General features: G+C 59.6%; 23 protein-coding genes. 10 read left to right on the top strand and 13 right to left on the bottom strand.

Going from position 1 to position 24,298, the window contains the following annotated elements; all coding sequences use genetic code 11:
* Positions 1-27: 27 nt before the first annotated feature.
* The 7 genes from radA to alr form a co-directional block, all read right to left on the bottom strand.
* A complete protein-coding gene (radA, locus tag JT51_RS17810; protein WP_037315948.1) occupies positions 28-1,392 on the bottom strand; it encodes a DNA repair protein RadA in 1,365 nt (454 codons plus the stop codon).
* 121 nt (positions 1,393-1,513) lie between these two features.
* On the bottom strand, positions 1,514-2,299 hold the full coding sequence (locus JT51_RS17805) for a hypothetical protein (protein WP_037315945.1): 786 nt from the start codon (positions 2,297-2,299) through the stop codon (positions 1,514-1,516).
* Between the two features lie 146 nt (positions 2,300-2,445).
* Positions 2,446-2,898 (bottom strand): paraquat-inducible protein A, encoded by a 453-nt coding sequence (locus JT51_RS17800; RefSeq protein ID WP_037315942.1) that lies wholly within the window; start codon positions 2,896-2,898, stop codon positions 2,446-2,448.
* A gap of 84 nt (positions 2,899-2,982) precedes the next feature.
* Complete coding sequence (locus tag JT51_RS17795; protein WP_037315939.1) at positions 2,983-3,594, bottom strand: hypothetical protein; 612 nt, start codon at positions 3,592-3,594, stop codon at positions 2,983-2,985.
* The gene (locus JT51_RS17790) at positions 3,591-4,337 is read right to left on the bottom strand and encodes an ABC transporter ATP-binding protein (protein WP_037315936.1); all 747 of its coding nucleotides are present in this window, start codon (positions 4,335-4,337) and stop codon (positions 3,591-3,593) included. Before JT51_RS17790 ends, JT51_RS17795 begins: the two co-directional genes overlap by 4 nt.
* Positions 4,334-5,116: an MlaE family ABC transporter permease gene (locus JT51_RS17785; RefSeq protein WP_037315933.1), complete on the bottom strand. Its 783-nt coding sequence runs from the start codon at positions 5,114-5,116 to the stop codon at positions 4,334-4,336. The genes JT51_RS17790 and JT51_RS17785 overlap by 4 nt, the downstream gene beginning before the upstream one ends.
* Complete coding sequence (gene alr, locus JT51_RS17780; protein ID WP_037316344.1) at positions 5,113-6,147, bottom strand: alanine racemase; 1,035 nt, start codon at positions 6,145-6,147, stop codon at positions 5,113-5,115. The genes JT51_RS17785 and alr overlap by 4 nt, the downstream gene beginning before the upstream one ends.
* 217 nt (positions 6,148-6,364) lie before the next feature.
* Between alr and JT51_RS17775 the strand changes: the two genes are divergently transcribed.
* The gene (locus JT51_RS17775; RefSeq protein WP_051927631.1) at positions 6,365-6,907 is read left to right on the top strand and encodes a GNAT family N-acetyltransferase; all 543 of its coding nucleotides are present in this window, start codon (positions 6,365-6,367) and stop codon (positions 6,905-6,907) included.
* Positions 6,908-6,910: 3 nt separating this feature from the next.
* On the opposite strand, the gene JT51_RS17770 is transcribed toward JT51_RS17775, so the two are convergent.
* The 5 genes from JT51_RS17770 to JT51_RS17750 all read right to left on the bottom strand — a co-directional run bounded on the left by JT51_RS17770 (position 6,911) and on the right by JT51_RS17750 (position 11,700).
* Positions 6,911-8,401 carry a replicative DNA helicase gene (locus JT51_RS17770; protein ID WP_037315930.1) on the bottom strand — a complete coding sequence of 497 codons (1,491 nt, stop codon included), beginning with the start codon at positions 8,399-8,401 and terminating at the stop codon, positions 6,911-6,913.
* 223 nt (positions 8,402-8,624) lie between these two features.
* Positions 8,625-9,305 carry an orotate phosphoribosyltransferase gene (locus JT51_RS17765; RefSeq protein ID WP_037315927.1) on the bottom strand — a complete coding sequence of 227 codons (681 nt, stop codon included), beginning with the start codon at positions 9,303-9,305 and terminating at the stop codon, positions 8,625-8,627.
* 282 nt (positions 9,306-9,587) lie between these two features.
* Entirely contained in the window at positions 9,588-10,079 is a 492-nt protein-coding gene (locus JT51_RS17760) for a CinA family protein (protein WP_037315924.1), read from the bottom strand.
* Positions 10,076-10,573, bottom strand: coding sequence for a phosphatidylglycerophosphatase A (locus JT51_RS17755; protein ID WP_037315921.1), 498 nt, complete (start codon positions 10,571-10,573; stop codon positions 10,076-10,078). The genes JT51_RS17760 and JT51_RS17755 overlap by 4 nt, the downstream gene beginning before the upstream one ends.
* Positions 10,570-11,700 carry a bifunctional 2-C-methyl-D-erythritol 4-phosphate cytidylyltransferase/2-C-methyl-D-erythritol 2,4-cyclodiphosphate synthase gene (locus tag JT51_RS17750; protein WP_037315918.1) on the bottom strand — a complete coding sequence of 377 codons (1,131 nt, stop codon included), beginning with the start codon at positions 11,698-11,700 and terminating at the stop codon, positions 10,570-10,572. The genes JT51_RS17755 and JT51_RS17750 overlap by 4 nt, the downstream gene beginning before the upstream one ends.
* Before the next feature lie 186 nt (positions 11,701-11,886).
* Here JT51_RS17750 and dusB point away from each other — a divergent pair, with 186 nt between their 5' ends.
* From dusB to JT51_RS17725, 5 genes are all read left to right on the top strand, one after another.
* On the top strand, positions 11,887-12,870 hold the full coding sequence (dusB, locus tag JT51_RS17745; RefSeq protein WP_037316340.1) for a tRNA dihydrouridine synthase DusB: 984 nt from the start codon (positions 11,887-11,889) through the stop codon (positions 12,868-12,870).
* Positions 12,867-13,958: a two-component system sensor histidine kinase NtrB gene (locus tag JT51_RS17740; protein WP_037315915.1), complete on the top strand. Its 1,092-nt coding sequence runs from the start codon at positions 12,867-12,869 to the stop codon at positions 13,956-13,958. Before dusB ends, JT51_RS17740 begins: the two co-directional genes overlap by 4 nt.
* Before the next feature lie 17 nt (positions 13,959-13,975).
* Entirely contained in the window at positions 13,976-15,343 is a 1,368-nt protein-coding gene (locus JT51_RS17735; protein WP_037315911.1) for a sigma-54-dependent transcriptional regulator, read from the top strand.
* Positions 15,344-15,466: 123 nt separating this feature from the next.
* Positions 15,467-17,731, top strand: a complete 2,265-nt coding sequence (locus tag JT51_RS17730; RefSeq protein ID WP_051927630.1) for a sensor histidine kinase NtrY-like — start codon at positions 15,467-15,469, stop codon at positions 17,729-17,731.
* Complete coding sequence (locus tag JT51_RS17725) at positions 17,728-19,137, top strand: sigma-54-dependent transcriptional regulator (protein ID WP_037315905.1); 1,410 nt, start codon at positions 17,728-17,730, stop codon at positions 19,135-19,137. The genes JT51_RS17730 and JT51_RS17725 overlap by 4 nt, the downstream gene beginning before the upstream one ends.
* 13 nt (positions 19,138-19,150) lie before the next feature.
* Here the strand turns inward: JT51_RS17725 and JT51_RS17720 are convergent, their stop codons facing one another.
* Positions 19,151-19,630 carry a hypothetical protein gene (locus tag JT51_RS17720; RefSeq protein ID WP_037315902.1) on the bottom strand — a complete coding sequence of 160 codons (480 nt, stop codon included), beginning with the start codon at positions 19,628-19,630 and terminating at the stop codon, positions 19,151-19,153.
* Between the two features lie 96 nt (positions 19,631-19,726).
* Here JT51_RS17720 and trkA point away from each other — a divergent pair, with 96 nt between their 5' ends.
* The 4 genes from trkA (at position 19,727) to hflX (ending at position 24,278) form a co-directional block, all read left to right on the top strand.
* A complete protein-coding gene (gene trkA / locus JT51_RS17715) occupies positions 19,727-21,103 on the top strand; it encodes a Trk system potassium transporter TrkA (RefSeq protein WP_037315899.1) in 1,377 nt (458 codons plus the stop codon).
* Positions 21,103-22,641 carry a TrkH family potassium uptake protein gene (locus JT51_RS17710; protein WP_037315896.1) on the top strand — a complete coding sequence of 513 codons (1,539 nt, stop codon included), beginning with the start codon at positions 21,103-21,105 and terminating at the stop codon, positions 22,639-22,641. The genes trkA and JT51_RS17710 overlap by 1 nt, the downstream gene beginning before the upstream one ends.
* Before the next feature lie 126 nt (positions 22,642-22,767).
* Complete coding sequence (gene hfq / locus JT51_RS17705; protein WP_005982826.1) at positions 22,768-23,007, top strand: RNA chaperone Hfq; 240 nt, start codon at positions 22,768-22,770, stop codon at positions 23,005-23,007.
* Positions 23,007-24,278: a GTPase HflX gene (gene hflX, locus JT51_RS17700; RefSeq protein ID WP_037315892.1), complete on the top strand. Its 1,272-nt coding sequence runs from the start codon at positions 23,007-23,009 to the stop codon at positions 24,276-24,278. Before hfq ends, hflX begins: the two co-directional genes overlap by 1 nt.
* Positions 24,279-24,298: the final 20 nt, after the last annotated feature.

The following is a 24,298-nucleotide window of genomic DNA, read 5'->3' as shown; positions in this document are numbered from 1 at the left end:
ATTTTTTCTGCCCCTCAAGGCGTTACCTTAACCTGCTCCGAAGGTTTCGCCAACAAACCCTACCAAATCAGAGGGTCGGGTGAGTGTCAGACCTGCCACAGTACCGGTTTTGCCGCCCGCCGGAGCGATTGCCGATGTGAAACCAAGTTTTTGCGCTTCTTTCAACCTGTTTTCTGTCTGAGGGGCCGGTCTAAGTGCCCCTGACAACGAGATTTCTCCGAAAACGACCGTATCAACGGGCAGGGCGGTGTCCTCGCGCGCGCTGAGCAGGGCAGCTGCCACGGCCAGATCGGCGGCGGGTTCGCCGATCTTCAACCCTCCGGCGACATTCAGATACACATCCAGCCCGGCAAAGGGGATGCCGCAGCGCGCCTCGAGCACCGCGAGGATCATGGCGAGCCGCCCGCTGTCCCATCCAACCACGGTACGACGCGGTTGCGAATGGGGCGAAGGGGCGACCAGCGCCTGCAATTCCACCAATACGGGGCGGGTTCCTTCAATCCCGGCAAACACCGCCGATCCGGGGCTGGGCGTGCCGCGTTCCGACAGAAACAGGGCCGAAGGATTGGTGACCTGGGCCAGGCCTTTGCCGGTCATTTCAAAAACGCCAATTTCATCGGCGGGGCCAAAGCGGTTCTTGACTGCGCGCAGGATGCGGAATTGGTGGCCGCGTTCGCCTTCGAAATACAGAACTGTGTCGACCATATGTTCGACCACGCGGGGACCTGCGATCTGGCCTTCTTTGGTGACGTGGCCAACCATGATGATCGACACGCCATGACGCTTGGCAAAGGTCGTCAGCTCATGCGCGGCGGCGCGGACCTGAGAGACCGAGCCGGGGGCGCTGTCCACATTGTCGGCCCACATGGTCTGGATCGAATCGATAATGGCAAGGCCGGGTTTTTCAGCCTCAAGCGTTGTCAGGATGTTGCGCAGGTTGGTCTCGGCCGCCAGTTGGACAGGGGCGTCTTCCAACCCCAGACGGCGGGCGCGCATACGCACCTGCGCGCTGGCTTCCTCGCCCGAGACATAGATGGTTTTCACCCCCGCCCGGGAAAACCGCGCCGCCGCTTGCAACAGCAAGGTGGATTTACCGATACCGGGATCCCCACCCACCAGCAAGGCCGAGGCGGGGACGAGGCCACCGCCCAACACGCGGTCCAGTTCTTCGACCCCGCAGAGCGTGCGGGGCGGGGGTGTTTCCTCGGTCGACAGGTCAGTGAGTACGATAGACTGGCCCCGCTTGCCGCCGAGAGATTTCTTGGCCGGGCCCGCCGAAATCGGGACGTCCTGAATGATGGTGTTCCAATCGCCACAGCCGTCGCAACGCCCGGACCATCGGGTATGGGCGGCTCCGCAGGCCGAGCAGGAGAAAGTTGTCGTCTTTGCCATGCGGCCCTTGGTGCCCGAGGATGGGCGGTTCTTCAAGCCCTTGCAGGGCTTTCATCCCCGCCGGTGGCGCGCCACGTCCTCAGGCCCCTTGGGCCATCGTCCCCGGCGGGCGCTGACGCGCCTATTCTGCGGCGCGCGGGGGGGGCGACATGGCAATGACGCTGGACGCTTTGGGCGCGCTGTCACCGGGTGGTGATTGCAACTGTGCCGAAAGCTCGGGCAACAGTTCGAACAATTCGTCGCGCAGGCGGGTCAGCTGAGATTTCGCGATGGTTTCTTCCATTTCGACATCTTGAGTCCATTGGCGCAACTCATGCTGAATGACCTGGGCTTCTTCGATCCGTTGCTGGAACAGTTCAATCTCTTCCTGGCGTTGCTGCAGGAAGGACCGCGCGCGGGCGACGCGAGTATCGCCGTATGTTTCGGCCAGTTCCTGGCTGATCTGGCTCATCTGTGCGGCCAGTTCCAGGATTTCGGGTTCCAGCGATTGCAGGTTGGGGTGTTGGCGCAAAAAGGCCATTCGTTCCTTAACCGCGTCAAATTCCGAAGACATCAGGAAGGTATCGCCACGATCTGCGGCATGAGCGACCTGATACGCTGTCGATATGTCGTGCATGTTCAACGCGAATTTACGATGGGCGTTTTCCAAGGCCATCATGCGGGCATTGGCTGGCAGGTAGAATGCCAGCATCAGAACCAAAGCCGTCAAGGCAATCTGAATGTACATGCCTGCGTCGATGACAGTTCCGTCCCCGAAGCCCGCCTGCATGGATAGCCAAGGAAGGACCCCCAGCGCGGACAACATCGTGGTGGCAACCGCGAGAAATGCCGCCATACAGATCAGGAAGAAAGTCAGCCTCAAAAAGGCATTTTGAAATTGCAATGTAATATTGTGGAGGGCAGTCATCTTAGACGAACTCCTTTTGAAACCGGAACACACCGGCCCAAAGCGGGGAACACCTAAAACACACAGAATGATCCGCTTAGGACCGAAACTACAAAATTTACTGCTCGAAATATAAAGATGGTACTCAGATAAGCGTTTTCAATCAATTACGTCTGAGGATTTCGTGATCCGCGTGTCATTTCGGTAATGTAGCCCAGTGCGAGCGAGGCCAGAATGCAGCCCGTGAACAGGTACAAACCCCATGCGGTCTCAACGGTCGCGTAGGAGATTCCTTTGGCCAGCGTGATGTAAAGCGCGATCAGAAAAATGTCGGCCATCGCCAGTTTCCCGAGGATGTTCAGGGCGGGTTGGACGCGCGGGTCAAGCAGGTCCCACTGGATCAAAGCGGTGCCAATGGTTTTGATGTAGGGCGCGAAGAGGGCGAAGATGGTGACGACCAGCGCCAGAAAGACGTCCGATTTCCACAAGGATTGCAGGCCAGTGATGACGCTGATCTCGGACAGGCCAAAGATCGGCAGCAGCCCTGCGCGCATCAGCGGGGCGAACCATGCGATAGGGTAGAGGATCAGGAGCGAGAGGGTGGCGAGGCGGAGGGTCACGTGTCAGTGTATCTCGATCAAAAAAAAGTTTCTGCCTGCTTCCCAAACAGCAAGCTTCGATTGTGTCTCATTCGGTTGAGCACTTTATCTTTCGTCATTCGAAAGCTTCGCGTTCAATTCAACCTGCAATTCCGACAATAGAGCATCGATACCAGCCATTACAGCTTCAACGCAAACCTCTCTATACGCTCGATCTTTTGCTGGGTAACGGGAACGGAATTTTTCTTGGCTGTGTCCCCCAGACATCTTCTCAAACAAATTGTAGTTATTGTTGAGTGACTTAATGTGCGTCGAAAGGTTGAACCACCTACTTGTAGGTTGACCAGTGCTCTCTATGCGCGACAAAATACCAGCGGGTGGACCAATCAATGCGGCCGCATGGAATGCAATATCTTCTACTTTCGATAAATCATAGATAGTACTTAAATGAACATGTAGTGCGCTGAGGTCATGCCCCATTTTTCTAACTTTGGCCTTTGAACAACCCTTAAGAAGCAGAGCGGATTTGAACGTAAGCTCCGTTGCCAATCCAAGATTTTGGTAAACTGGCCCGATTCTAAAAATCTGCGCTTTCAGACTTGAAAGTCCCTTCACGCTCTTTCCAAGATCTCCTTCCGGAACGAGCGTTCTACAAAGTTTGAAATAGGCATCCGCGAAGTAGAAAAAGTCGACAATTTCTTCGATATCTTCGCTCACCGCACCGCCTCAATCGGTCCTTCCGCGCTGCCACTGATGAACTGCTCGACATAAGGATCACCCGAGGCATCCATCTGCCCAACCGGGCCGGTCCATTGGATGACGCCTCCGTGCAGCATGGCCACGTTGTCGGCAATCGCGCGGACCGAGCTCATGTCGTGGGTGATGGTCATCGCGGTGGCGCCCATCTCGGTCACGATCTCGCGGATCAGGTCGTTGATGACGCCGGACATGATCGGGTCGAGGCCGGTGGTGGGCTCGTCGAAGAAAATGATCTCGGGCTCGGCGGCGATGGCGCGGGCAAGGCCCACACGTTTTTGCATCCCGCCTGACAGTTCGGAGGGAAAACGGTCGGCCACGTCGGATTTCAGCCCCACGCGGCGCAGCTTTTCGATGGCGATCTCGCGGGCGTATTCCGGCGGGCGTTTCAATGGGCCGCGCAGCAGGCGGAAGGCGACGTTTTGCCAAACCGGCAATGAGTCAAACAACGCCGCGCCCTGAAACAGCATCCCGAACCGGGCCAGAAACGCATCCCGGTCACCTTTTTTCGCATCCTTTCCGTCGACGTAGATCATGCCGCTGTCGGGCTTGATCAGGCCAAGCACGCATTTCAGCGCCACGGATTTGCCCGTGCCTGAACCGCCGATGATGACCATCGAGGTGCCCTTGGGGATCTCAAGGCTCATGCCTTGCAGCACCGGGTTGTCGCCAAAGGCTTTATGTACGTTCTCCATCCGGATCATAGCGAGAAGAACACCCCTGTCAGAACGAAGTTGGCGGCCAGAATCATGATGGCGGCGGATTCGACCGAGGACTTGGTGGCCCGGCCCACGCCCTGCGCGCCCCGGCCTGAATTCATGCCGTAATAACAACCCATGATGGCGGCGATCAGCCCAAAGGCCGCACCTTTGACCAGAGACGAGAAGACGTCGTGCGGCTCAAGGAAATTGACCGTGTTTTGCAGATAGGCCGCCGCGTTGAAGCCCAGGTTTTGGGTCGCTACGACATAGCCGCCTGCGATGCCGATGATGTCGCCGATACCGACCAGCACGGGAACGGTGATCAGGGCGGCCAGAACGCGGGGGGCGGTCAGGTATTTCATCGGATGAGTCGACAGGGTGACCAAAGCGTCGATCTGTTCGGTCACCTTCATGGTGGCGATTTCTGCAGCGATGGATGAGGTCACGCGGGCGGCGATCATCAGGCCGACCAGCACGGGGCCAAGCTCTCGGACCATGCCGATGGCGACGATTTGCGGCACAACGGCCTCGGCGTTGAATCGCGCGCCGCCGGCGTAGATTTGCAAGGCCAGCGCACCGCCGGTGAAAATGGCGGTCAGGCCGACAACGGGCAGGGACAGCCAGCCGATGTTCATCAGGGCAACGATGAATTCACGCGGATAAAACGGTGGGCGAAAGATGTGCGAGATTGCGTTGAAGGCAAACAGGGCGACCTGACCAAAAGTGGCCAGCATCGCCAGAACCGCACGGCCCAGTCCGCCCAGCAAATCAAAAGGGTTCATTCCACGTAACCCCGGGAATACCGCGCGCCAAGCGAGGTCAGGATTTCATATCCGATGGTGCCTGCGGCCTCGGCCAGATCATCGACGGTTTGATGTCCGTTCAGAATGCGCAGACGCTCAGGGTCCTTGGGCAGGTCGGTCACGTCTACGGTGATCAGATCCATCGAGATGCGTCCAACCACAGGGCAGGGTTGATCACCGGCAAAGGTGTCGATACCACCCCCGATGGCCCGGTGCAGACCATCCGCATAGCCCGCGGCGACGGTTGCAATTCGCGATGGACGCCGGGCGATCCAGCTGTTGCCATAGCCGACGGATTCGCCAACCGCGACGGGGCGCACCTGAATGACGGGCAGATCGACGGTCACCACAGGTTTTGCATCCGCAAAAGGCATACCGCCATAAAGGCCAACGCCGGGGCGGCAGAAATCAAAATGAAACTCGGGGCCCAGAAACGTGCCGCCGGTGGCCGCCAGCGACCGGGGGGCCGTGACGCCATCCGTCATCTCTTGGAACGTCTTTAGCTGCTGACGATTCATCGGGTGTTCCGGTTCGTCCGAGCAGGCCAGATGCGACATGACCACAACCGGGTTCAGGGCTTCGGCCCGGGGGCGCAGCTCGGCCCAGTCGGATGGTTCCAGCCCCAGGCGGTTCATACCGCTGTCCAGCTGAATGCCAAATGGCTGATCCGGCAGCGCCTGTTGGTGCCGCACGAACTGTTCCGGTGAGTTGATCAGGGGCGTCAGGTCGTGGTCGCGCAGCAGGTCGCTGTCACCTTCGACATGCCCCGAAAATACGCCGATCATCGGACCGGGCCCAATGGCTTTGCGCACTGCCACGCCTTCTTCGGCGACGGCAACAAAGAACTTGCGGACACCTTCTTCGGCCAGGGTCGCAGACACTGGTCCGGCACCCAGGCCATAGGCGTCGGCTTTGACCACAGCGCCGGTCTCGACATCCGTTTTCGCGTTGAGCGCCCGCCAGTTGCTGGCCAGCGCCTGAAGATTGATCGTTAAACGTGCGGTACTCATGGTGCTGTTCATGACATTGGATCACGGCAGGTCAAGGGGGTATGCATCAATTCTTGCCCGGATGGTGGTGATCGTGCGCCGATTGTGGCTGGTATCATGGGGGGATGGCGGAAAAATACCTTGATGAGTTCGGCCCACGCCTCGTCATTTTGTTTGTTCTATGATCAACTTGCGGCGTCGAAACAGGGTGGTTGATCGAAATGGACTGGGGCCGAACATGGTAAAGCTGACTGCTGATTTTCGCGCGCGGGTGACCGAATTGCCGGGGCTGTTTCGTGATGTCTTTGCGGCCTCTGAGGGCGAGGGCGAAGGGCGCGCGATTGGTGCGTTGGTTGATGACCTGTTGGCGACGACTTTGGATGGCGATTTACTGGCCACTCTGGCGCTGGACGGGGATGAAGTGGCGGGCTGCATTCTGTTTTCGCGGCTGCGCTATGATCAGGACCCGCGACAGGTGTTTTTGATGTCGCCCGTGGCGGTGCGGACCAACCGGCAAAAAACCGGAATTGGCCAAAAGCTGATCCGCTTTGGGTTGGATGAGCTGCGCCGGAACGAGGTAGATTACGCGGTGACCTACGGCGATCCGGCTTATTATGGAAAAACCGGGTTTCAGCCAATCACTGACACGTTCGCACAACCGCCCATGCCGCTGAGCCAGCCGCATGGATGGCTGGGGCAATCGCTGAATGGCGTGGATGCGTCGCCATTGTCAGGCCCGTCCCACTGTGTCAGCGCGTTCAACAGGCCCGAGCTTTGGTAGGCGTCAATAGCCTTCGACCTGGGCATCCTGCTGCCAGGGCTTGACCAGATTGCCGAAACGCGTGAACTGCGCCTCGAACGACAACTCGACCGTGCCGATGGGGCCATGGCGCTGCTTGCCGACGATGACTTCGGCCTTGGCGTGCAGGCGCTCCATGGCCTGCTTCCACTCTTCCATCTTTTCCAGCTCATGATCGCCGGGCTTTTCACGTTCCTTATAATATTCCTCGCGGAACACGAACATCACAACGTCGGCGTCCTGTTCGATTGAGCCTGATTCCCGCAGGTCAGATAGTTGCGGACGTTTGTCGTCGCGGTTTTCAACCTGACGCGACAACTGGGACAGGGCAATCACCGGAATCTGTAGTTCTTTGGCGATGGCTTTCATGCCCATCGAAATCTCGGCAATCTCGTTGACGCGGTTTTCGGCCATGCCGCGGCACAGTTGCAAATAGTCGACCACCAACAGGTCCAGCCCGTGCGTCCGCTTCAACCGGCGCGCGCGGGCGGCGAGTTGCGAGATTGGCAGGGCAGGGGTGTCATCAATGAACAGGGGGCAGGCTTCCAGTTCCTTGGCAGCATCGACAAAGCGGCGGAACTCGGATTCCGTCATGTCACCCTGACGGATCTTGTGGCTAGAGATTTCGGACGCTTCGGCCAGAACCCGGCCCGCCAGCTGCTCGGCGCTCATCTCGAGCGAGAAAAAGCCGACAACACCGCCATCAATCGCGCCTTCGGTGCCGTCCGGTTTCAGCCCGCGCTTGTATGCCTTGGCCACGTTGAACGCCACGTTGGTCGCCAGCGAGGTTTTTCCCATCGACGGACGACCCGCCAGAATGATCAGGTCAGACGGGTGCAATCCGCCCAATTGCTTATCCAAGTCGGCCAGACCGGTGGAAATCCCCGCCATGCCGCCACCGCGCTGGTACGCTTCGTTGGTGACGTTGACGGCTTCTGTGACCGCCTTGAGGAAGGATTGAAAACCCTGTTCGGTCTGGCCCTGCTCGGATAGCTGATAGAGTTGTTGTTCCGCCTCGACGATCTGTTCTTTCGGCTCGCTTGATACATCGACCCGCGCCGCCTTGTCCGAGATGTCGCGGCCCAGCCGGATCAACTCGCGCCGGATCGCCAGATCATAGATCATCTGGGCATAGTCATGCACCGCAAAGGCACTGATCGAGGCCCCGGCCAGTTTGACCAGATAAGCCGGACCGCCCAGTTCTTTCAGGCCCTCATCCTCGGCCATGAAAGATTTCAACGTCACGGGCGAGGCCAGCGCGTTCTTGGCGATGCGGGTCGAAGCGACCTCGTAAATGCGTGAATGGACCGGATCATAGAAATGTTCTGCCCCGATAATCGAGGCAACCCGGTCATACAGGTCGTTGTTGGTCAGAATCGCACCCAGAAGCTGCTGCTCGGCCTCAATGGAATGCGGCATGGTTTCGGCGTTCTGAATCTTCGCCGCTGCCTGCTCGATGCTGCTAATCTCGTTCATATTGTCCCCGCTGCCCACGGTGTTCTTACACGCAATTTTGACGTGCAGGCTATCTGGAAATACCTGTGGTTAACCGGTGGTAAAGCCTTGGGATAACTTTCGGGATAACCACAGATCCAGAATGGATGTGCCGTATTATGTAGGATATTATCGGAATGTCACCATATATTGTTCAGTCGACGCCGAATCCAATCAGGTTATCCCCAAAATATCCACAGCAAGTTTACGTGGATTTATTGGCATCTTGCCAGGCGCGGGGGTCGTTCAAGAAGGTCTCGACCCCGTCCAGCGTTTCTTTGTCGAACGCTTTCTGCGCCTTAGCTTCGGCAAGTACGTCCCACCAGGTGCAAAGGTGATGCAATTGCACACCGTGATCACCCAACGTTTTTTCCGTTTCCGGGAAGATGCCATAGTAAAAGATGACAGCCGTATGCCCACACGTTGCGCCGGTTTCGCGGATCGCATCGACGAACGACAGCTTTGAGCCGCCATCGGTAGTCAGGTCCTCAACCAGCAGCACGCGTTCACCTTCGCTCATCGCGCCTTCGATGCGGGCGTTACGGCCATAGCCCTTGGGTTTCTTGCGCACATAGGTCATGGGCAGGGCCATGCGTTCGGCGACCAGCGCGGCAAAGGGAATGCCCGCGGTCTCGCCACCGGCGATGTTGTCGAAGGCCTCGAACCCGGCGTCGCGCATCACGGTGACGGTCAGGAAATCCATCAGGGTCGAGCGGATGCGCGGGTATGAGATCAGCTTGCGGCAATCAATGTAGGTCGGGCTGGGCAGGCCGCTGGCCAGCGTGAACGGCTCGCGCGCATTGAAATGAACGGCCTTGATCTCCAGCAGCATCCGCGCGGTCAGGCGGGCGATTTCGGTGCTATCGGGGAATGAACTGGGGATCATGGCAGGAGACCTCGGGGCTGAATGGCGTTGCGGGCTGATAGCCCGAGCCTTGGCCCAGAGTCGAGAGGGTTGTGCGCAAAACAAAAGCGGACCCTCAAGAGGTCCGCTTTGGCCCTTGCGGGCCGCGCGCGCCAAGGTGGGCTTGGCGACGCGTGTCTGTTTCCGCTTGTGCCTTTACGCCATGCCACGTGCCAAGTGCAACCACCCAGCGGGTGACAATACCCGTGGTTGCCGTCAGGGCACCGCTGTCAATCCATGGGGGTTGAATGAACGGATGCCCGATTATCCTGGCAATGCCGTGGTAGATTTGGAAAGCCCCCGGTCCAGCAGAGACAACGCGTGATCGCGCGCGGCCAGACGTACGTTGGCACGACCCAACGCGCCAAACTCGACGGTTTCGGTGTGGGTCGGCTGGCCGACTGCGGCCAGACCAAAGCAGACGCGCCCCTCGGGCTTGAATTCGGACCCGCCCGGACCGGCGATGCCGGTTATCGAAACGCTCAGCTGTGCTTGCGACTGTGCCAATGCCCCGTCAGCCATTTCGCGCGCAACCTGTTCCGAGACCGCGCCATGCGCAGTCAGCGTTTCTGCCCGGACGCCCAGCATCTGCTGTTTGGCGGCGTTGGTGTAAGTGACGAACCCACGTTCGACCACGGCAGAGCTGCCGGGGATATCGGTCAGTGCCGCCGCGACCATGCCGCCGGTGCAGCTTTCGGCGGTGGCGATCATCATCCGCTGCGCCTTGGCGCGGTCCAAAAGGTCGGCGACGGTCACAGGCCCATGACCCCATGCGCGATGCCCGCAAGGATCAGCACACCGACCCCGGCAAGGATACCCGCGATCACATCATCCAGCATCACCCCCATCGCATCATCGCGCCGGTCGGCCCAGCCGACGGGACCGGGCTTGGTGATATCGAACAGCCGGAACAGCACGAACCCCGCGACCCAACCGGGCCAGAGCGCCGTGATCTCGATCCCATGCGCCCAGGAGGGGTAAGAGATCGCCCAGAGTGCAATGAACTGCCCGGCGACCTCGTCAATGACGATTTCCGACGGGTCGTGATTGTCTTTGCCGGCGGTCATCACCCGAGTGGCCCATAGTCCGCCGAAGAATACGGCAACCGTTGCGATCACCAGCAGGGGAAAACCACCCAGCGTATGCAGAACCCACACCAGGGGCAGGGCGGCCAGTGACCCCCATGTGCCCGGTGCGGGGCGCAGATAGCCGACACCGCAGACGGTTCCGATCAGGCGCGCGGCGGTCATGATTTCACCAGACATGCTGTGGCAAGCGAGGCGATGCCTTCACTGCGACCGGTAAAGCCAAGACGCTCGGATGTTGTTGCCTTGACCGAGACCTGATCAGTGCGCAGACCCATGATCCGCGCCATTTCACTCCGCATGGTGGGGGCGTGGGGGCCGATCTTGGGGAATTCGCAGACCAGCGTGCAGTCGACGTTTGAGATCTGATAGCCCATCTGCTGGGCCAACTTGACTGCGTGGCGCAGGAAAATCTTGCTGGCCGCGCCTTTCCATTGCGGGTCCGAGGGCGGGAAATGCTGGCCGATATCGCCCTGCGCCAATGCGCCATAGATCGCGTCGGTCACGGCATGCATGCCCACATCCGCATCCGAATGCCCTTGTAGGCCCCGATCATGCGGCACCTTAACGCCGCACAGGATCACGTGATCCCCGTCACCAAACCGATGCACGTCGTACCCGTTGCCCAGCCTTACATCCATATCCGTTCCCAATATGCGTTCCGCCCGGGCAAAATCCTCGGGCCGTGTGATTTTGATGTTATCTGCATCGCCCGGCACGATGGCCACGTCCAGCCCCGCCGCACGGGCGACCTCGACATCATCCGCGGCGCCTCCGGGGTGGGCCGCATGGGCTGCGACGATAGCGTCATAGTCAAACCCTTGCGGAGTCTGCGCGGCAAACAGACTGGTGCGATCCTGTGTTCCGGTCACCACGGCACCATCCCCTGTCCAAAGCGCATCGGTGACCGCCAACCCCGGTGCCGATGCGGGATGCGCGCTCAGCGCGCCTAATACCTGTTGAATGGTCTGAAGGCTGACGCAGGGGCGGGCGACGTCGTGGATCAAAACCTGCTGCACCTTGAGGGTTTCCAGTGCCTTCAACCCGTTGCGCACGGATTCAGACCTATCGTTGCCGCCTCGGGCTATGATCAGATCGGACCCGTCGAATTCGGCCCAGGCGTCGTGATCATCCCCGGACAGGACCAGCACGATGTGATCGACCTGACCCCGGAACCTGTCGATGGTCCAATCCGCGACGCGCCGCCCACCAAGGGGGCGCCACTGTTTCGGTATCCCCCCACCGGCGCGCAGCCCGCGTCCTGCGGCGACGATGATGGCGGCGGTGGTCATGGGGGCAATCTCTCCGGATGGTTTGAGGGCATTGTTTAGGGTGCGGTGAATGCAGAGGCAATCACCCGCGTAAACTTGCCTAAAAAATAGGCAAATGATGATTTTGCGGGCTTGATGGGCGCTGATTTGTTGTTCATATGCATTCAATTCTATATCACAGCCGCAACTGCCCAAGGATTAAGCACGGTGACTCTGCAACTTGCTGACAAAGCTCTGAACCCGCCGGTATTGCTGGCACCGATGGCTGGAATCACCGATCGGCCCTTTCGTGATTTGGTGATGCGCTTTGGTGCGGGCATGGTCGTCAGCGAGATGGTCGCCAGTCAAGAGATGGTGCAGGCCAAGCCCGGCGTGCGCGAGCGGGCCGAGCTGTCGGCGGATGTCGAAAACACCGCTGTCCAACTGGCCGGGCGCGAGGCGCATTGGATGGCCGAGGCCGCCCGGCAGGTTGCCGACCGTGGCGCGCGGGTAATTGACATCAACATGGGCTGCCCGGCCAAAAAGGTGACGAATGGCTATTCTGGTTCGGCCCTGCTGAAGACCCCGGATCATGCACTGCGGCTGATCGAGGCGGTGGTCGGGGCGGTTGATATCCCCGTGACACTGAAAACCCGACTGGGCTGGGACGACAGCCTGTTGAACGCGCCCGACGTGGCGCGGCGGGCGCAGGACGCGGGGATTTCCATGGTCACGATCCACGGCCGTACCCGATGCCAGTTTTACAAGGGCCACGCCGACTGGCGCGCGATCCGGTCGGTGAAACAGGCCGTGTCCATTCCGGTTATTGCCAACGGCGATATCGTGGATACCGTCGCTGCGCGATCCGCTTTGGATCAGTCGGGCGCGGATGGCGTCATGGTCGGGCGTGGCGCGCAGGGCAAACCCTGGCTGCTGGCGCAAATCTGCCACGACCTTTACGGGGCCAATGCGCCTGAGATCCCTGTGGGTGACGACCTGACCGAAATGGTGCGGGCGCATTATCAGTCGATGTTGGAGTTTTATGGCACCGATCTGGGCCTGCGCGTCGCACGCAAACATCTGGGCTGGTACATGGATGAGGTCGCAACACCGACCACCCTGCGCCGCGCCGTTCTGACCTCGCGCGATACGGATGGGGTGCTGCACCTGCTGGGCGAAGCGCTCAGCGGCAATGCGGAGGCCGCCGCATGACATCGGATCAGAACATCTGGACCTCGCTGCCGGTACCGGCCTTCATCATCGACGCCGAAGACCGCATCGCGGATGTGAACTCGGCGGGTGAGGGGTTTCTGAATGCCTCACGCAAGGCGGTGATCGGGCATCCGGTGTGGGACCAGATCGCCGTGGACGCGCCGCTGGAAGAGGCGTTTCTGAGGGCACGCCTGCATGGCACGCCGCTGTTCGTAAACGATGTTGACGCCGGATCGGGCAATCGCGCGCCATTGCAATGTGCGTTGCAGATCGCGCCGCTGGTTGGGCATCCGGGTTCAATGATCATGATCATCTCGCCACGTGAACTGGCGGGTCGGATGACGCGCGGCAACACGGTGAAATCTGCGGCGCAATCGGCCATCGGCATGGCCGAGATGCTGGCGCATGAGATCAAGAATCCGCTGGCCGGGATTACCGGTGCCGCGCAGTTGCTTAGCATGAATATATCGCAGCAAGATGTTGAACTTACTGACCTTATCGTCGAAGAAAGTCGCCGGATCGTAAAGCTGTTAGAGCAGGTGGAGCAATTCGGAAACCTGTCGCAACCGGATGTCAGGCCGGTCAATATCCACGATGTTCTGGACCGCGCGCGCCGATCCGCGCTGCTGGGGTTCGGGGCGCACATGAACATCATCGAGGATTACGACCCGTCCCTGCCACTGGCTTATGGCGATGCGGATCAGTTTTTGCAGGTGGTTCTAAATCTTCTCAAGAACGCCTCAGAAGTTGCTGATCCCAAAGGGGGAACAATCCGTCTGCGTACTTACTTCGAACATTCCTTTCGCCTGCGCCGCAGTGACGGTTCGGGCCATTCGCTGCCGCTGCAGATTGAGATCGTGGATGACGGGCCGGGGCTGCCGGAAAAGATACGCGGCGATATCTTTGACCCGTTTGTTTCGGGCAGGGAAAACGGCACCGGGCTGGGGCTGGCATTGGTCAGCAAGATCGTCTCGGACCACGACGGCTGGATTTCGGCCGAGTCGGTTCCCGGACGCACGGTGTTTCGCCTTTCGCTAAGGCGCGCGCCACAAGAAACCCTGCAAGACGTCAAAGCCGAGACGGGATAAATCAAGGAGAGCACCCGATGGATGGCACAGTACTGGTCGCAGATGACGACCGCACGATCCGCACCGTTCTGACCCAGGCCCTGACGCGGGCCGGGTGCAAGGTGCATGCGACATCCTCGTTGACGACGCTGATGCGCTGGGTTGGCGAAGGCAAAGGGGATGTGGTGATCTCGGACGTGGTCATGCCAGACGGCAACGGGTTAGAGATGCTGCCCAAGATCGCGCAGGACCGACCCGGGTTGCCGGTCATTGTGATCTCGGCCCAAAACACGATCATGACAGCCATTCAGGCGGCCGAGGCCGAGGCCTATGACTATCTGCCCAAACCCTTCGATCTGCCCGATCTGATGAAACGCACGGCGCGGGCGCTGGAACAGAAGCAGCGCGTGCAGGCAGAGGTGCAGGAAACGCCGGGTGATCGGCCTGATGACCTGCCTCTGGTGGGGCGTACCCCGGTCATGCAGACGCTGTACCGACTGGTGGCGCGGGTTATGAATACTGATCTTTCGGTTATGATCTCTGGTGAAAGTGGGACGGGCAAGTCATTGATCTCCCGCGCAATTCACGACTTCTCGGATCGCCGTACCTTGCCATTCATCACCGTTACCGCCACCGACCTGCGCGACCTTGAAGGCCCGGCGCGCGTGATGGCGCGTGTGCGCGGCGGTACGCTGTTGATAGATGAAATCAGCGATATCGAAGATGAGCTTCAGGCCCGTATCGTGCGTATGATGGACACCCCCGGCGACCTCACTCCGCGGTTCATGGCCACCAGTCAGTCGGACCTGACCGAAGCCATGGAAAGCGGGCGCGTACGTCAGGACCTTTACTATCGCCTGTGCGGCGCGACGGTGCATGTTCCGGCCCTGCGCGGGCGGGTCGATGACATTACCTTGCTGGCCGACCATTTTCTGGCACGAGAAGAACGCGAGCACGGTGCGAAACGTTGGCTCAGTGCGGATGCGGTCGAATTGGTACGGCGCTATTCCTGGCCGGGAAACGTACGGCAGTTGGAAAACGCCATTCGTCGCCTTAGCCTGACCAGCCAGTCGGACGAGATTTCCCGGGCCGAGGTTGAAATGGTTCTGGGCAGCCAGCCCGAAGCTGAACCGGTTTTGGGGGATGGGGATCGCGAAAAACTGTCGGCTTCGGTTGCCCGCCATCTGCGCCGGTACTTTGACCTTCACGGAAACTTGTTGCCGCCTCCGGGCCTGTATCAGCGCATTTTGCGCGAGGTTGAGGTGCCATTGATCGAACAGGCACTGGATGCAACAGGTGGAAATCAGGCAAAATGTGCGGACTTACTTGGGATTAACCGAAATACGCTGCGCAAAAAGATTACAGACCTCGATATTCAGGTGACACGACGCCGCAAACTGATGTAATATCGCCACACAAAGCGTGGCATCCGGGTTTTCCCCCGGCAAAGACCACGACATATGGCGGTCAGTCGCGCAGGCGACACATCAGGATGAGGGCAGACGGTGGCAACCCGAGCACAGAGCGGGATGATCCTATCGATTAATCGATGGCGGAAATCACGAAAGCTGCGCAATTTCAGCACCTTGGGGCTTGTTCTTCTGGGTCCCGTGCTGGCGTTGGCAACCTATCTTGTCATTGGTCCTTTTGACCTTGGCACAACAGCCCCGACATTGCGTCTGATCCTTCTTGCCGATCTGGTTTATGTGCTGGTGGTTGCTGCGCTTGTTCTTAGTCAGGTGGGCAACCTTATCGCCGCGCGCCGAGCAAAATCAGCGGGGTCGCGGCTGCACCTGCGACTGATCGGGGCCTTCACGCTGCTGGCGCTGGTGCCCACTGTAACGGTCGCGATCTTTGCAGGGCTGACTGTGAACATCGGGCTTGAGGGCTGGTTTTCCGATCGTGTGCGCGAGGTTGTCGGCTCGTCCCTGACAGCGGCCGAAGCTTATGAGCAAGAGCACCGGCAGGGCCTGACGCAGGACGCCACCGTTCTGGCGCGTTTTCTGGACAATGCGCGGACGTTGGATTTCTACATATCAGACGCAGAACTGCGCGAAGTTCTGGCACAGGGGCAGTCGCAAATTCAGCGCGGCCTGCGCGAGGCATATGTCATTGATGGCAGTGGCGAAATCAAATCGCGCGGGGATCGGTCCTACCTGTTCAACTATGAACAACCAACGCCCGATCAGATGGTCGAAGCCGCAGATCAGGGTTTGCTGATCATTGCCGATTGGCAAAACAGCGAATTCCGCGCCCTGGTGCCGTTGAATGCCTACCTTGACCGATACCTGTATGTCAGCCGCGATGTGGATGGCCAGTTGCTGACATTGCTGGATGACACCAAGGAAACGGTTCAATTCTATCAACAGCTCGAAAGCGAACGGGGCAGGGTGCTGTTTGAATTCGGGCTGTTGTATCTGGGCTTTGCGGTCATCCTTATTCTGGCGGCGATGTCACTGGGTATGTGGTTCGCGGAACGCCTGTCGCGCCCGGTGGGGCGTTTGACCACTGCGGCACAGCGCGTGGGGGCCGGGGACCTCAGCGTGCAGGTGATCGAAGAGGCCAGCGATGACGAAATCGCAATGCTGGGCCGTTATTTCAATCAGATGACCCGGCAACTTAAAGGACAACGCGACACGCTGCTGGAAAACACCCGTCAGATCGAACGTCGGCGGCGGCTGTTCGATTCGGTGCTGACGTCGGTGACCTCGGGCGTGGTTGGCGTGGATGCCGAAGGCTGCGTTACCTTTGTGAACCGCTCTGCGGAGCGTCTGCTGGATTGGTCGCGCGGCGAAGAGCATCTGGCCATCGGCATCGCCGTGCCAGAGTTTCTGCCCCTTTTCGAAAACCTGAAGGGCAGCGGACAAGAGGCGGTTCAGGGTGAGGTCAAGGTGACCCGCAAAGGCCAGTTGGAAAATCTGTTGGTTCGCATGGCGACCCGGCGGGGCGAGGATGGGCATCTGGAAGGCTATGTTGTTGCCTTTGACGATGTAACCGATCTGGTCAGCGCGCAACGGATGGCGGCCTGGGGCGATGTGGCCCGCCGCATCGCGCATGAGATCAAGAACCCTCTGACCCCAATCCAGCTAAGCGCCGAGCGGATCAAGCGCAAATTCTCGCGCAAACTGGACGAGGCTGATTGCGACAGCCTGGAATCCATGACCGATGTCATTGTGCGCCAGACCAACGATCTGCGGCGGATCGTGGATGAGTTCTCAAAATTCGCGCGGATGCCTGAACCGGACCGGCGCGAGGAAAACATCGTGGGTTTGGTGCGGGAAGCGGTGCTTTTGCAGCAGGCGGGGCAGCCGGATGTTCAGATTGACGCGACGCTGCCGGACCGGCCGGTTCTGGCGGATGTGGACGCGACGATGCTGCATCAGGCGTTGACGAATTTGATCAAGAACGCGGGCGAAGCTATTGCAACGCTTGAGCAAAAGGACGCGCCGGAAAATCTGAAACCACAAATCAAAGTGGATGTTACCAGCGACGATGCGGGTACGGTTATCACAATTGCGGACAACGGCATTGGCTTGCCCGAAGACCGGGCGCGGCTGTTCGAGCCCTATGTGACGACACGCGACGAAGGCACTGGGCTGGGCTTGCCCATCGTCAAGAAGATTATCGAAGAACATGGCGGTGCGCTTACTTTGGAAGACGCCCCTGTGTTTGACGGACAGGACCATTTTGGCGCGATGGCCGTGATCCGTTTGCCGGGGGGCAATTTACCCCCGAAAGCAGCGCCGCAAAAGCAGGCGATTAAAACCAACAAACTGAAAGCAGGCCAAAGATGAGCGACATTCTGATCGTAGATGACGAACGCGATATTCGCGAACTGGTGTCCGACATTCTGGAGGACGAAGGCTATTCAACCCGGCGCGCCGGCAACTCGGACGAGTGCATGGCCGAAATCAATTCCGAGCCGCCGGGGCTGCTGATTCTGGATATCTGGCTGAAAGACAGCCGCATGGACGGGATCGACATCCTGAAGGCGGTGAAACGCGACAACCCGGATGTGCCGGTGGTGATCATTTCCGGCCACGGTAACATTGAAATCGCGGTAGCTGCGATCAAGCAGGGGGCGTATGATTTTATCGAAAAGCCCTTTAACATCGACCAGCTTATGGTGGTGATCCGCCGCGCGATGGAAACCTCGCGCCTGCGCCGCGAGAATGCCTCGTTGAAACGCAAAGAGGTCACGAGCTCGGACATGATCGGCAAATCGGCGTCGTTTCGGGCAATGCAAAGCCAATTGGACAAGGTCACAAAATCGAACGGCCGCGTGATGCTGAGCGGCCCCGCAGGGTCCGGCAAGGAAATCGCCGCGCGCTATATCCACGCCCATTCCAATCGGGCCAATGCACCGTTTGTGACAGTGAACTGCGCCGGGATCGAACCCGAGCGCGTCGAAGAGGTGCTGTTCGGGCGGGAATCATCGGAACGCGGAATAGAATCCGGACTTCTGGAAGAGGCCCATGGCGGCGTGGTCTATTTCGATGAGGTGGCGGATATGCCGATGGGCACGCAGTCCAAGATCCTGCGCGTTCTGGTGGACCAGCAGTTTCAGCGAGTTGGCGGCTCGGACAAGGTGAGGGTTGATCTGCGGGTCATATCCTCGACCAACCGAAATCTGGACGCCGAGATTGAGGCAGACCGTTTTCGCGAAGAGCTGTATCACCGCCTGAATGTCGTGCCGATTGCGGTGCCGTCGCTGGAGGAACGGCGCGAGGATATCCCTGTGCTGGCGCAGCATTTCATCGAAATGTGCAACGAATCCCAAGGTCTTACTGCGCGCGAAATCTCGGAGGAGGCCGTTGCGTTGTTGCAGACGATGACCTGGCCGGGGAATGTGCGGCAACTTAAGAACCTGATCGAGCGTGTCTTGATCCTTGGCGACGGGGCCGGGCCGATCGAGGCCAAGGAACTGCCGACCGAAGAAGAAAAGGCTGATGATTCCGGCCGCGTTGTCTTGTCGGGTGCATTGGCGACCTTGCCCCTGCGCGAGGCACGCGAAGCGTTCGAGCGGGAATACCTGCTGACCCAGATCAACCGGTTTGGCGGCAATATCAGCCGTACGGCAAGCTTTGTCGGGATGGAGCGCAGTGCGCTGCACCGCAAGCTGAAGTCGCTGGGGGTTGTGACCTCGAACAAATCCGGCGCACGGGTGGCGCAGGTGGATGAACCGGAACCGGCGGACTGATCCGCCGGGGCGGCTACCCGGCCTGACCGGGGGTTATGATCTGGAATGACCCGTTGTCGAATTTCACGAAACACGATTGGGTGCTGAGCGGCGGCAATGTCGTCGTTGGCACGGCGGGCACGCGGGATTTCACACCCTGTTTGCAAGGCGGCAGGCTGACCGGGCGATAGCCTTTTTGGGCCATGCATTGCGCCTCGACCGTGTTGCGCAGACCTTTGTTGACGTCAACGGTATAGACCTGTCCCGGCTGCCACCAGCCGGGCGAGCGATGGCATCGCCCCTGACTGTCGCAATAGGTCCGGCCGGGCCAATATGTTGGCGCGCCTTGCCGTACCTGATTGGCAACAGGGGCATCCTTGAGGGCCTGAACCTGGCATTGCGTGGTCTCGGTCTGCATGCGCGACACGCTTTCACCCTCGCGGTAATACAGCGAGAGTGGACCGCAAGAGGACAGGACCATCACAGGAAGTAGCAAACGAAGCACTGATTTCATGCACTTATCTTGCCTCAGCTTTACGGTCATGACAATTCAATTGACCACTATCAGGGCATCTGTCATTCAAACATTTCAGGCAGAGGGGCCAAAAACATGAAGGTCATCATATGCGGTGCCGGTCAGGTTGGCTGGCAGATTGCACGGCACCTGTCGGGCGAGCTGAATGACGTGACGGTGGTGGACAACAACCCCGATCTGGTGCGCCGCGCGACCGAAACGCTGGACGTGCAGGGGATTGCAGGGTTCGCCAGCTACCCGGATGTGCTGGACCGGGCCGGGGCGCGTGACGCTGACATGATCATCGCGGCGACCCATTCGGACGAGGTGAACATGGTCACCTGCCAGATGGCGCATTCCGTGTTTTCGATCCAGCGCAAGATCGCCCGCCTGCGGTCCAAATCCTATCTTGAGGCAATCCACTCGGACCTGTACCGCCGCGACCATCTGCCCATCGACGTGGTGATCAGCCCCGAGCGTGAGGTGGCCGCCGCCGCCATGCGCCGCCTGTCCGCCCCATCCGCGTTTGATACTGAAACGTTCATGGACGGCAAGGCTCAGTTACTGGGTATCCGCATCGACGAAGACTGCCCGATCGTGAACACCCCACTGCGGCAACTGACAGACCTGTTTTCAACTCTCAGCTCGATCGTTGTCGGGGTGCGGCGCGAAGGTACGCTGTTCGCTCCGGAATCCGAGGATCAACTGTTTGTGGGTGACGAATGTTACGTCTTTACCAACGTCAAAGACGTGGACCGCACGATGGAGGTCTTTGGCAAGACGCAAAAGAAACAGGACCGCGTGGTTATTGTCGGCGGCGGCAACGTCGGGCTTGAGGTCGCGCGCACGCTGGAAGAACGCGAAAGCCGCGTTCGGGCCAAGGTCATCGAACGGGACCGGAAATGTGCGGAACTGGCCGCCGAAGCGCTTGAGCGGACAATCGTTCTGAATGGCGACGGGCTGGACGCGGCCTTGCTGCGTGAGGCCGGGATCGACCGGGCGGATGCGATGCTGGCTGTTACCGACGACGACCGGGCCAATATGCTGGCCGCTGTGCGCGCCAAGGCCGAAGGCTGTGCGCTGGCGATTGCGCTGATCAACGACCCCAGCATGGTGGCGCTGATGGGGCCTTTGGGCATCGACGCCTATATCAACCCGCGGGCGACCACCGTCAGCTCGATCCTGCGGCACATCCGTCATGGGCGGGTGCGCCAGGTCTATTCCATCGGCGATGCCGAGGCCGAAGTGATCGAGGCCGAAGTCCTTTCAACCTCGCCAATGGCCGGTCAACGGCTGCGCGACATAGATTTCCCCGAAGGTGTGCTGGTCGGCGCTGTCCTCAAGGGGGATGAGCTGCTGCGCCCGACCGGTAGCCTGAGGATCGAAGAGAAAGACGTGGTCGCGATCTTTGCCATGGCCAAGGACGTGCCCGAGGTCGAACGCTTGATGCAGGTCTCGATTGATTTCTTCTGATGGGGCGTGTGCGGATACAAAAGATCGGGCTTTTGCGGCGCTTGCCGCTGTTCCTGCTGATCTGGGGTATTGTTTCATTTTCCATGTGGATACCCGCGATTTACGCGCTTGCACTGGATGATCACGAAACGTCCCGGTCCTTCTTTTATTCCGGGTTGCTGGGTCTTTTTGTGGTGGCCACGATCTCGGTGGCGTCGTCGAACCGGGTGCCGCGCCGAGGCACGTTGGGACAGTTGGCGGTGTTGTTGGGGTGTTTTACCGTCCTGCCATTGTTTCTTGCGATCCCGTTGCACGATGCCCTTGGGAACACGACGTTTCTGAACGCCTATTTCGATATGGTCAGCGCCCTGACCACGACCGGGGCGGACATTTTCCCCGACCCGGATCGTTTGACCGCGCCACTGCATCTGTGGCGTGCGTTGGTAGGATGGATGGGTGGCTTGCTGATGTGGATTTCAGCCGCTGCCATATTGGCTCCGCTTTCGTTGGGCGGGTTCGAAATCACCGCGCGCGGGCAGCCCGGCCGGCCGGTTTCCGGTGTGGCCCAGAACGAAAAGGTCGACCCACGCGGGCGCCTGATCCGTGTCACACGGACGCTGACACCGATCTATGCGGGCTTGACGGCCGTCATCTGGCTGCTGCTGTTGGTTGCGGGTGAACAGGGACTGACGGCCATCTGTCATGCGATGTCGACGATGGCGACCTCCGGAATATCTCCGGTCGGTGGGATGGAGGGGGCTGAGGCCGGCATAACAGGCGAGGTCATTTTGTTCCTTTTTCTGTTTTTCGCCCTGTCGCGCCTGACCTTTTCGACGGATACGGCCACTTCTGGATACTCCCGGCTGGATCAGGACCCCGAATTTCGGATCGGCCTGATTATCGTTGGCAGTGTCGCTGTGTTGTTGTTCTTTCGGGTTCTGGCTGGCGTGAACGAGATCGGTAATCAGATGGCACCGATGCAGGCGCTGCATGTGATCTGGGGCATGTTGTTCACGGTTCTGTCTTTCCTGACGACGGCGGGGTTTGAAAGCGCCAATTGGAACGACGCGCAGCAGCTTTCGGGGTTGGGTACCCCGGGGTTGATCCTGATGGGGTTGGCGTTGATCGGGGGCGGGGTTGCGACAACTGCGGGTGGGGTCAAACTGCTGCGCGTCTTCGCCCTGTATCTGAACGGCGCGCGCGAGATTGATCGCCTGATCTACCCTTCGTCCGTCAGCGGGGTCGGCGGCGGCAACCGGCGCATTCAAAGCGATGGTGCCTTTATTGCGTGGATATTTCTGATGATGTTCGCGTTGACGGCGGCGGTGTTCAACGTCTTGCTTTCGATCACCGGCGCAGGGTTTGAGCAGGCAATGGTGCTAACCGTCGCCGCGCTGAGCACAACAGGACCGCTGATCGAACTGGCAACGGATGTGCCGATCCGGCTGGTTGATCTGTCGGGTGGCGCCAAGCTGACCATGTGCGCGGCGATGGTGATCGGTCGGTTGGAAACCCTGGCAATCATTGCCCTGATCACACCAACACTCTGGCGAGACTGAGAAACAACGCCCATGATCTTGGCTGATTTTTGATCTGGAATATCGGTTAACTCCACTCCATACTCACTCGGAGGGAGCGCGTTGGTCCGCAGCGCGTAGCAAGAACAATGGCGAGATTATAAAAATATGGCTTCGGACAGACAGAATCTGCAGGACGCGTTCCTGAATAATGTACGCAAGGCAAAGGTCCCGGTCACAATATTCCTGATCAACGGTGTGAAATTGCAGGGTGTGATCACCTGGTTCGACAATTTCTGCGTCCTGTTGCGGCGCGACGGACAGTCGCAGCTTGTGTATAAGCACGCGATTTCGACGATCATGCCGTCGCAACCGATCAACCTGTATGAGGGCGAAGACGCCTCTTGATGGAACATGACAGGGTGCGCACCCGGGCTTGGGTGCTGCATCCGGATATCAAATCAGACGAACAACGCCGTGTCCCCGAACCGGCGTTAGAGGAAGCGGTGGCACTGGCCGCCGCTTTGCCCGATCTGGATGTGATCGGGTCCGAAATCGTGCGCCTGCCACGCGCGCAGGCGGGATATCTTTTCGGCAGCGGCAAGATCGAAGAACTGGGCGAACGGTTTCATGACAATGAGGTCGAACTGGTTTTGATCGACGGTCCCGTGACCCCGGTACAGCAGCGCAATCTGGAAAAGGCGTGGAAGGTCAAAATTCTGGACCGGACCGGCCTGATCCTTGAGATTTTCAGCGACCGCGCGCGCACCCGCGAAGGTGTGTTGCAGGTCGAGATGGCCGCGCTCAGCTATCAACGCACGCGTCTGGTGCGCGCCTGGACCCACCTTGAACGTCAGCGGGGCGGATTGGGATTTGTCGGCGGCCCCGGCGAAACCCAGATCGAGGCTGACCGCCGCGCCATCGACGACCAGCTTGTGCGGCTGCGTCGCCAATTGCAAAAGGTCATCAAGACTCGCACGCTGCACCGCGCCGCGCGTGCCAAGGTGCCGTATCCGATTGTTGCGCTGGTGGGCTATACGAACGCCGGAAAGTCGACCTTGTTCAACCGCTTGACCGGGGCCGAGGTGATGGCCAAGGACATGCTGTTTGCCACGCTGGACCCGACCATGCGCCGGGTCGAGCTGCCGGACGGCCCCGAGGTGATCCTGTCGGACACGGTGGGCTTCATCTCGAACCTGCCGACCGAATTGGTCGCGGCCTTTCGGGCAACGCTGGAAGAAGTGCTTGGCGCTGATCTGGTCGTGCATGTGCGCGACATCAGTCACGAGGATTCCGAAGCTCAGGCGCGGGATGTGGAAACGATCCTGACGTCGCTGGGTGTTGACGACGATCGCCCGCGGCTTGAGGTCTGGAACAAGATTGACCTGCTGAATCCGGACGAACGCGAAGCTGCGTTGGCACGCGCGGACCGCGACCCTTCGATCTTTGCCATCTCGGCGGTCACGGGTGAGGGAGTTGACCCCCTGCTATCCGAAGTTGCGACAAAGCTGCAAGGCGCGCGGCACGAGGTGACGCTGACGTTGGGATTTGCCGAAGGCAACAAGCGGGCCTGGCTGTTTCGGCAGGATGTCGTGAAATCTGAACAGCAGACCGAAGACGGGTTCGAAATAACCGTGTTTTGGACGGACAAACAGGCGTCGCAGTATTCCGCGCTTTGATCTTGTGGGCCAGCCAACGG

This window comes from Ruegeria halocynthiae (genome assembly GCF_000743705.1).
Classification (GTDB): Bacteria; Pseudomonadota; Alphaproteobacteria; order Rhodobacterales; family Rhodobacteraceae; genus Ruegeria; species Ruegeria halocynthiae_B.
The sequence above is the reverse complement of the archived record's forward strand: the minus strand, read 5'-3'. Positions and strand labels throughout refer to the sequence as shown.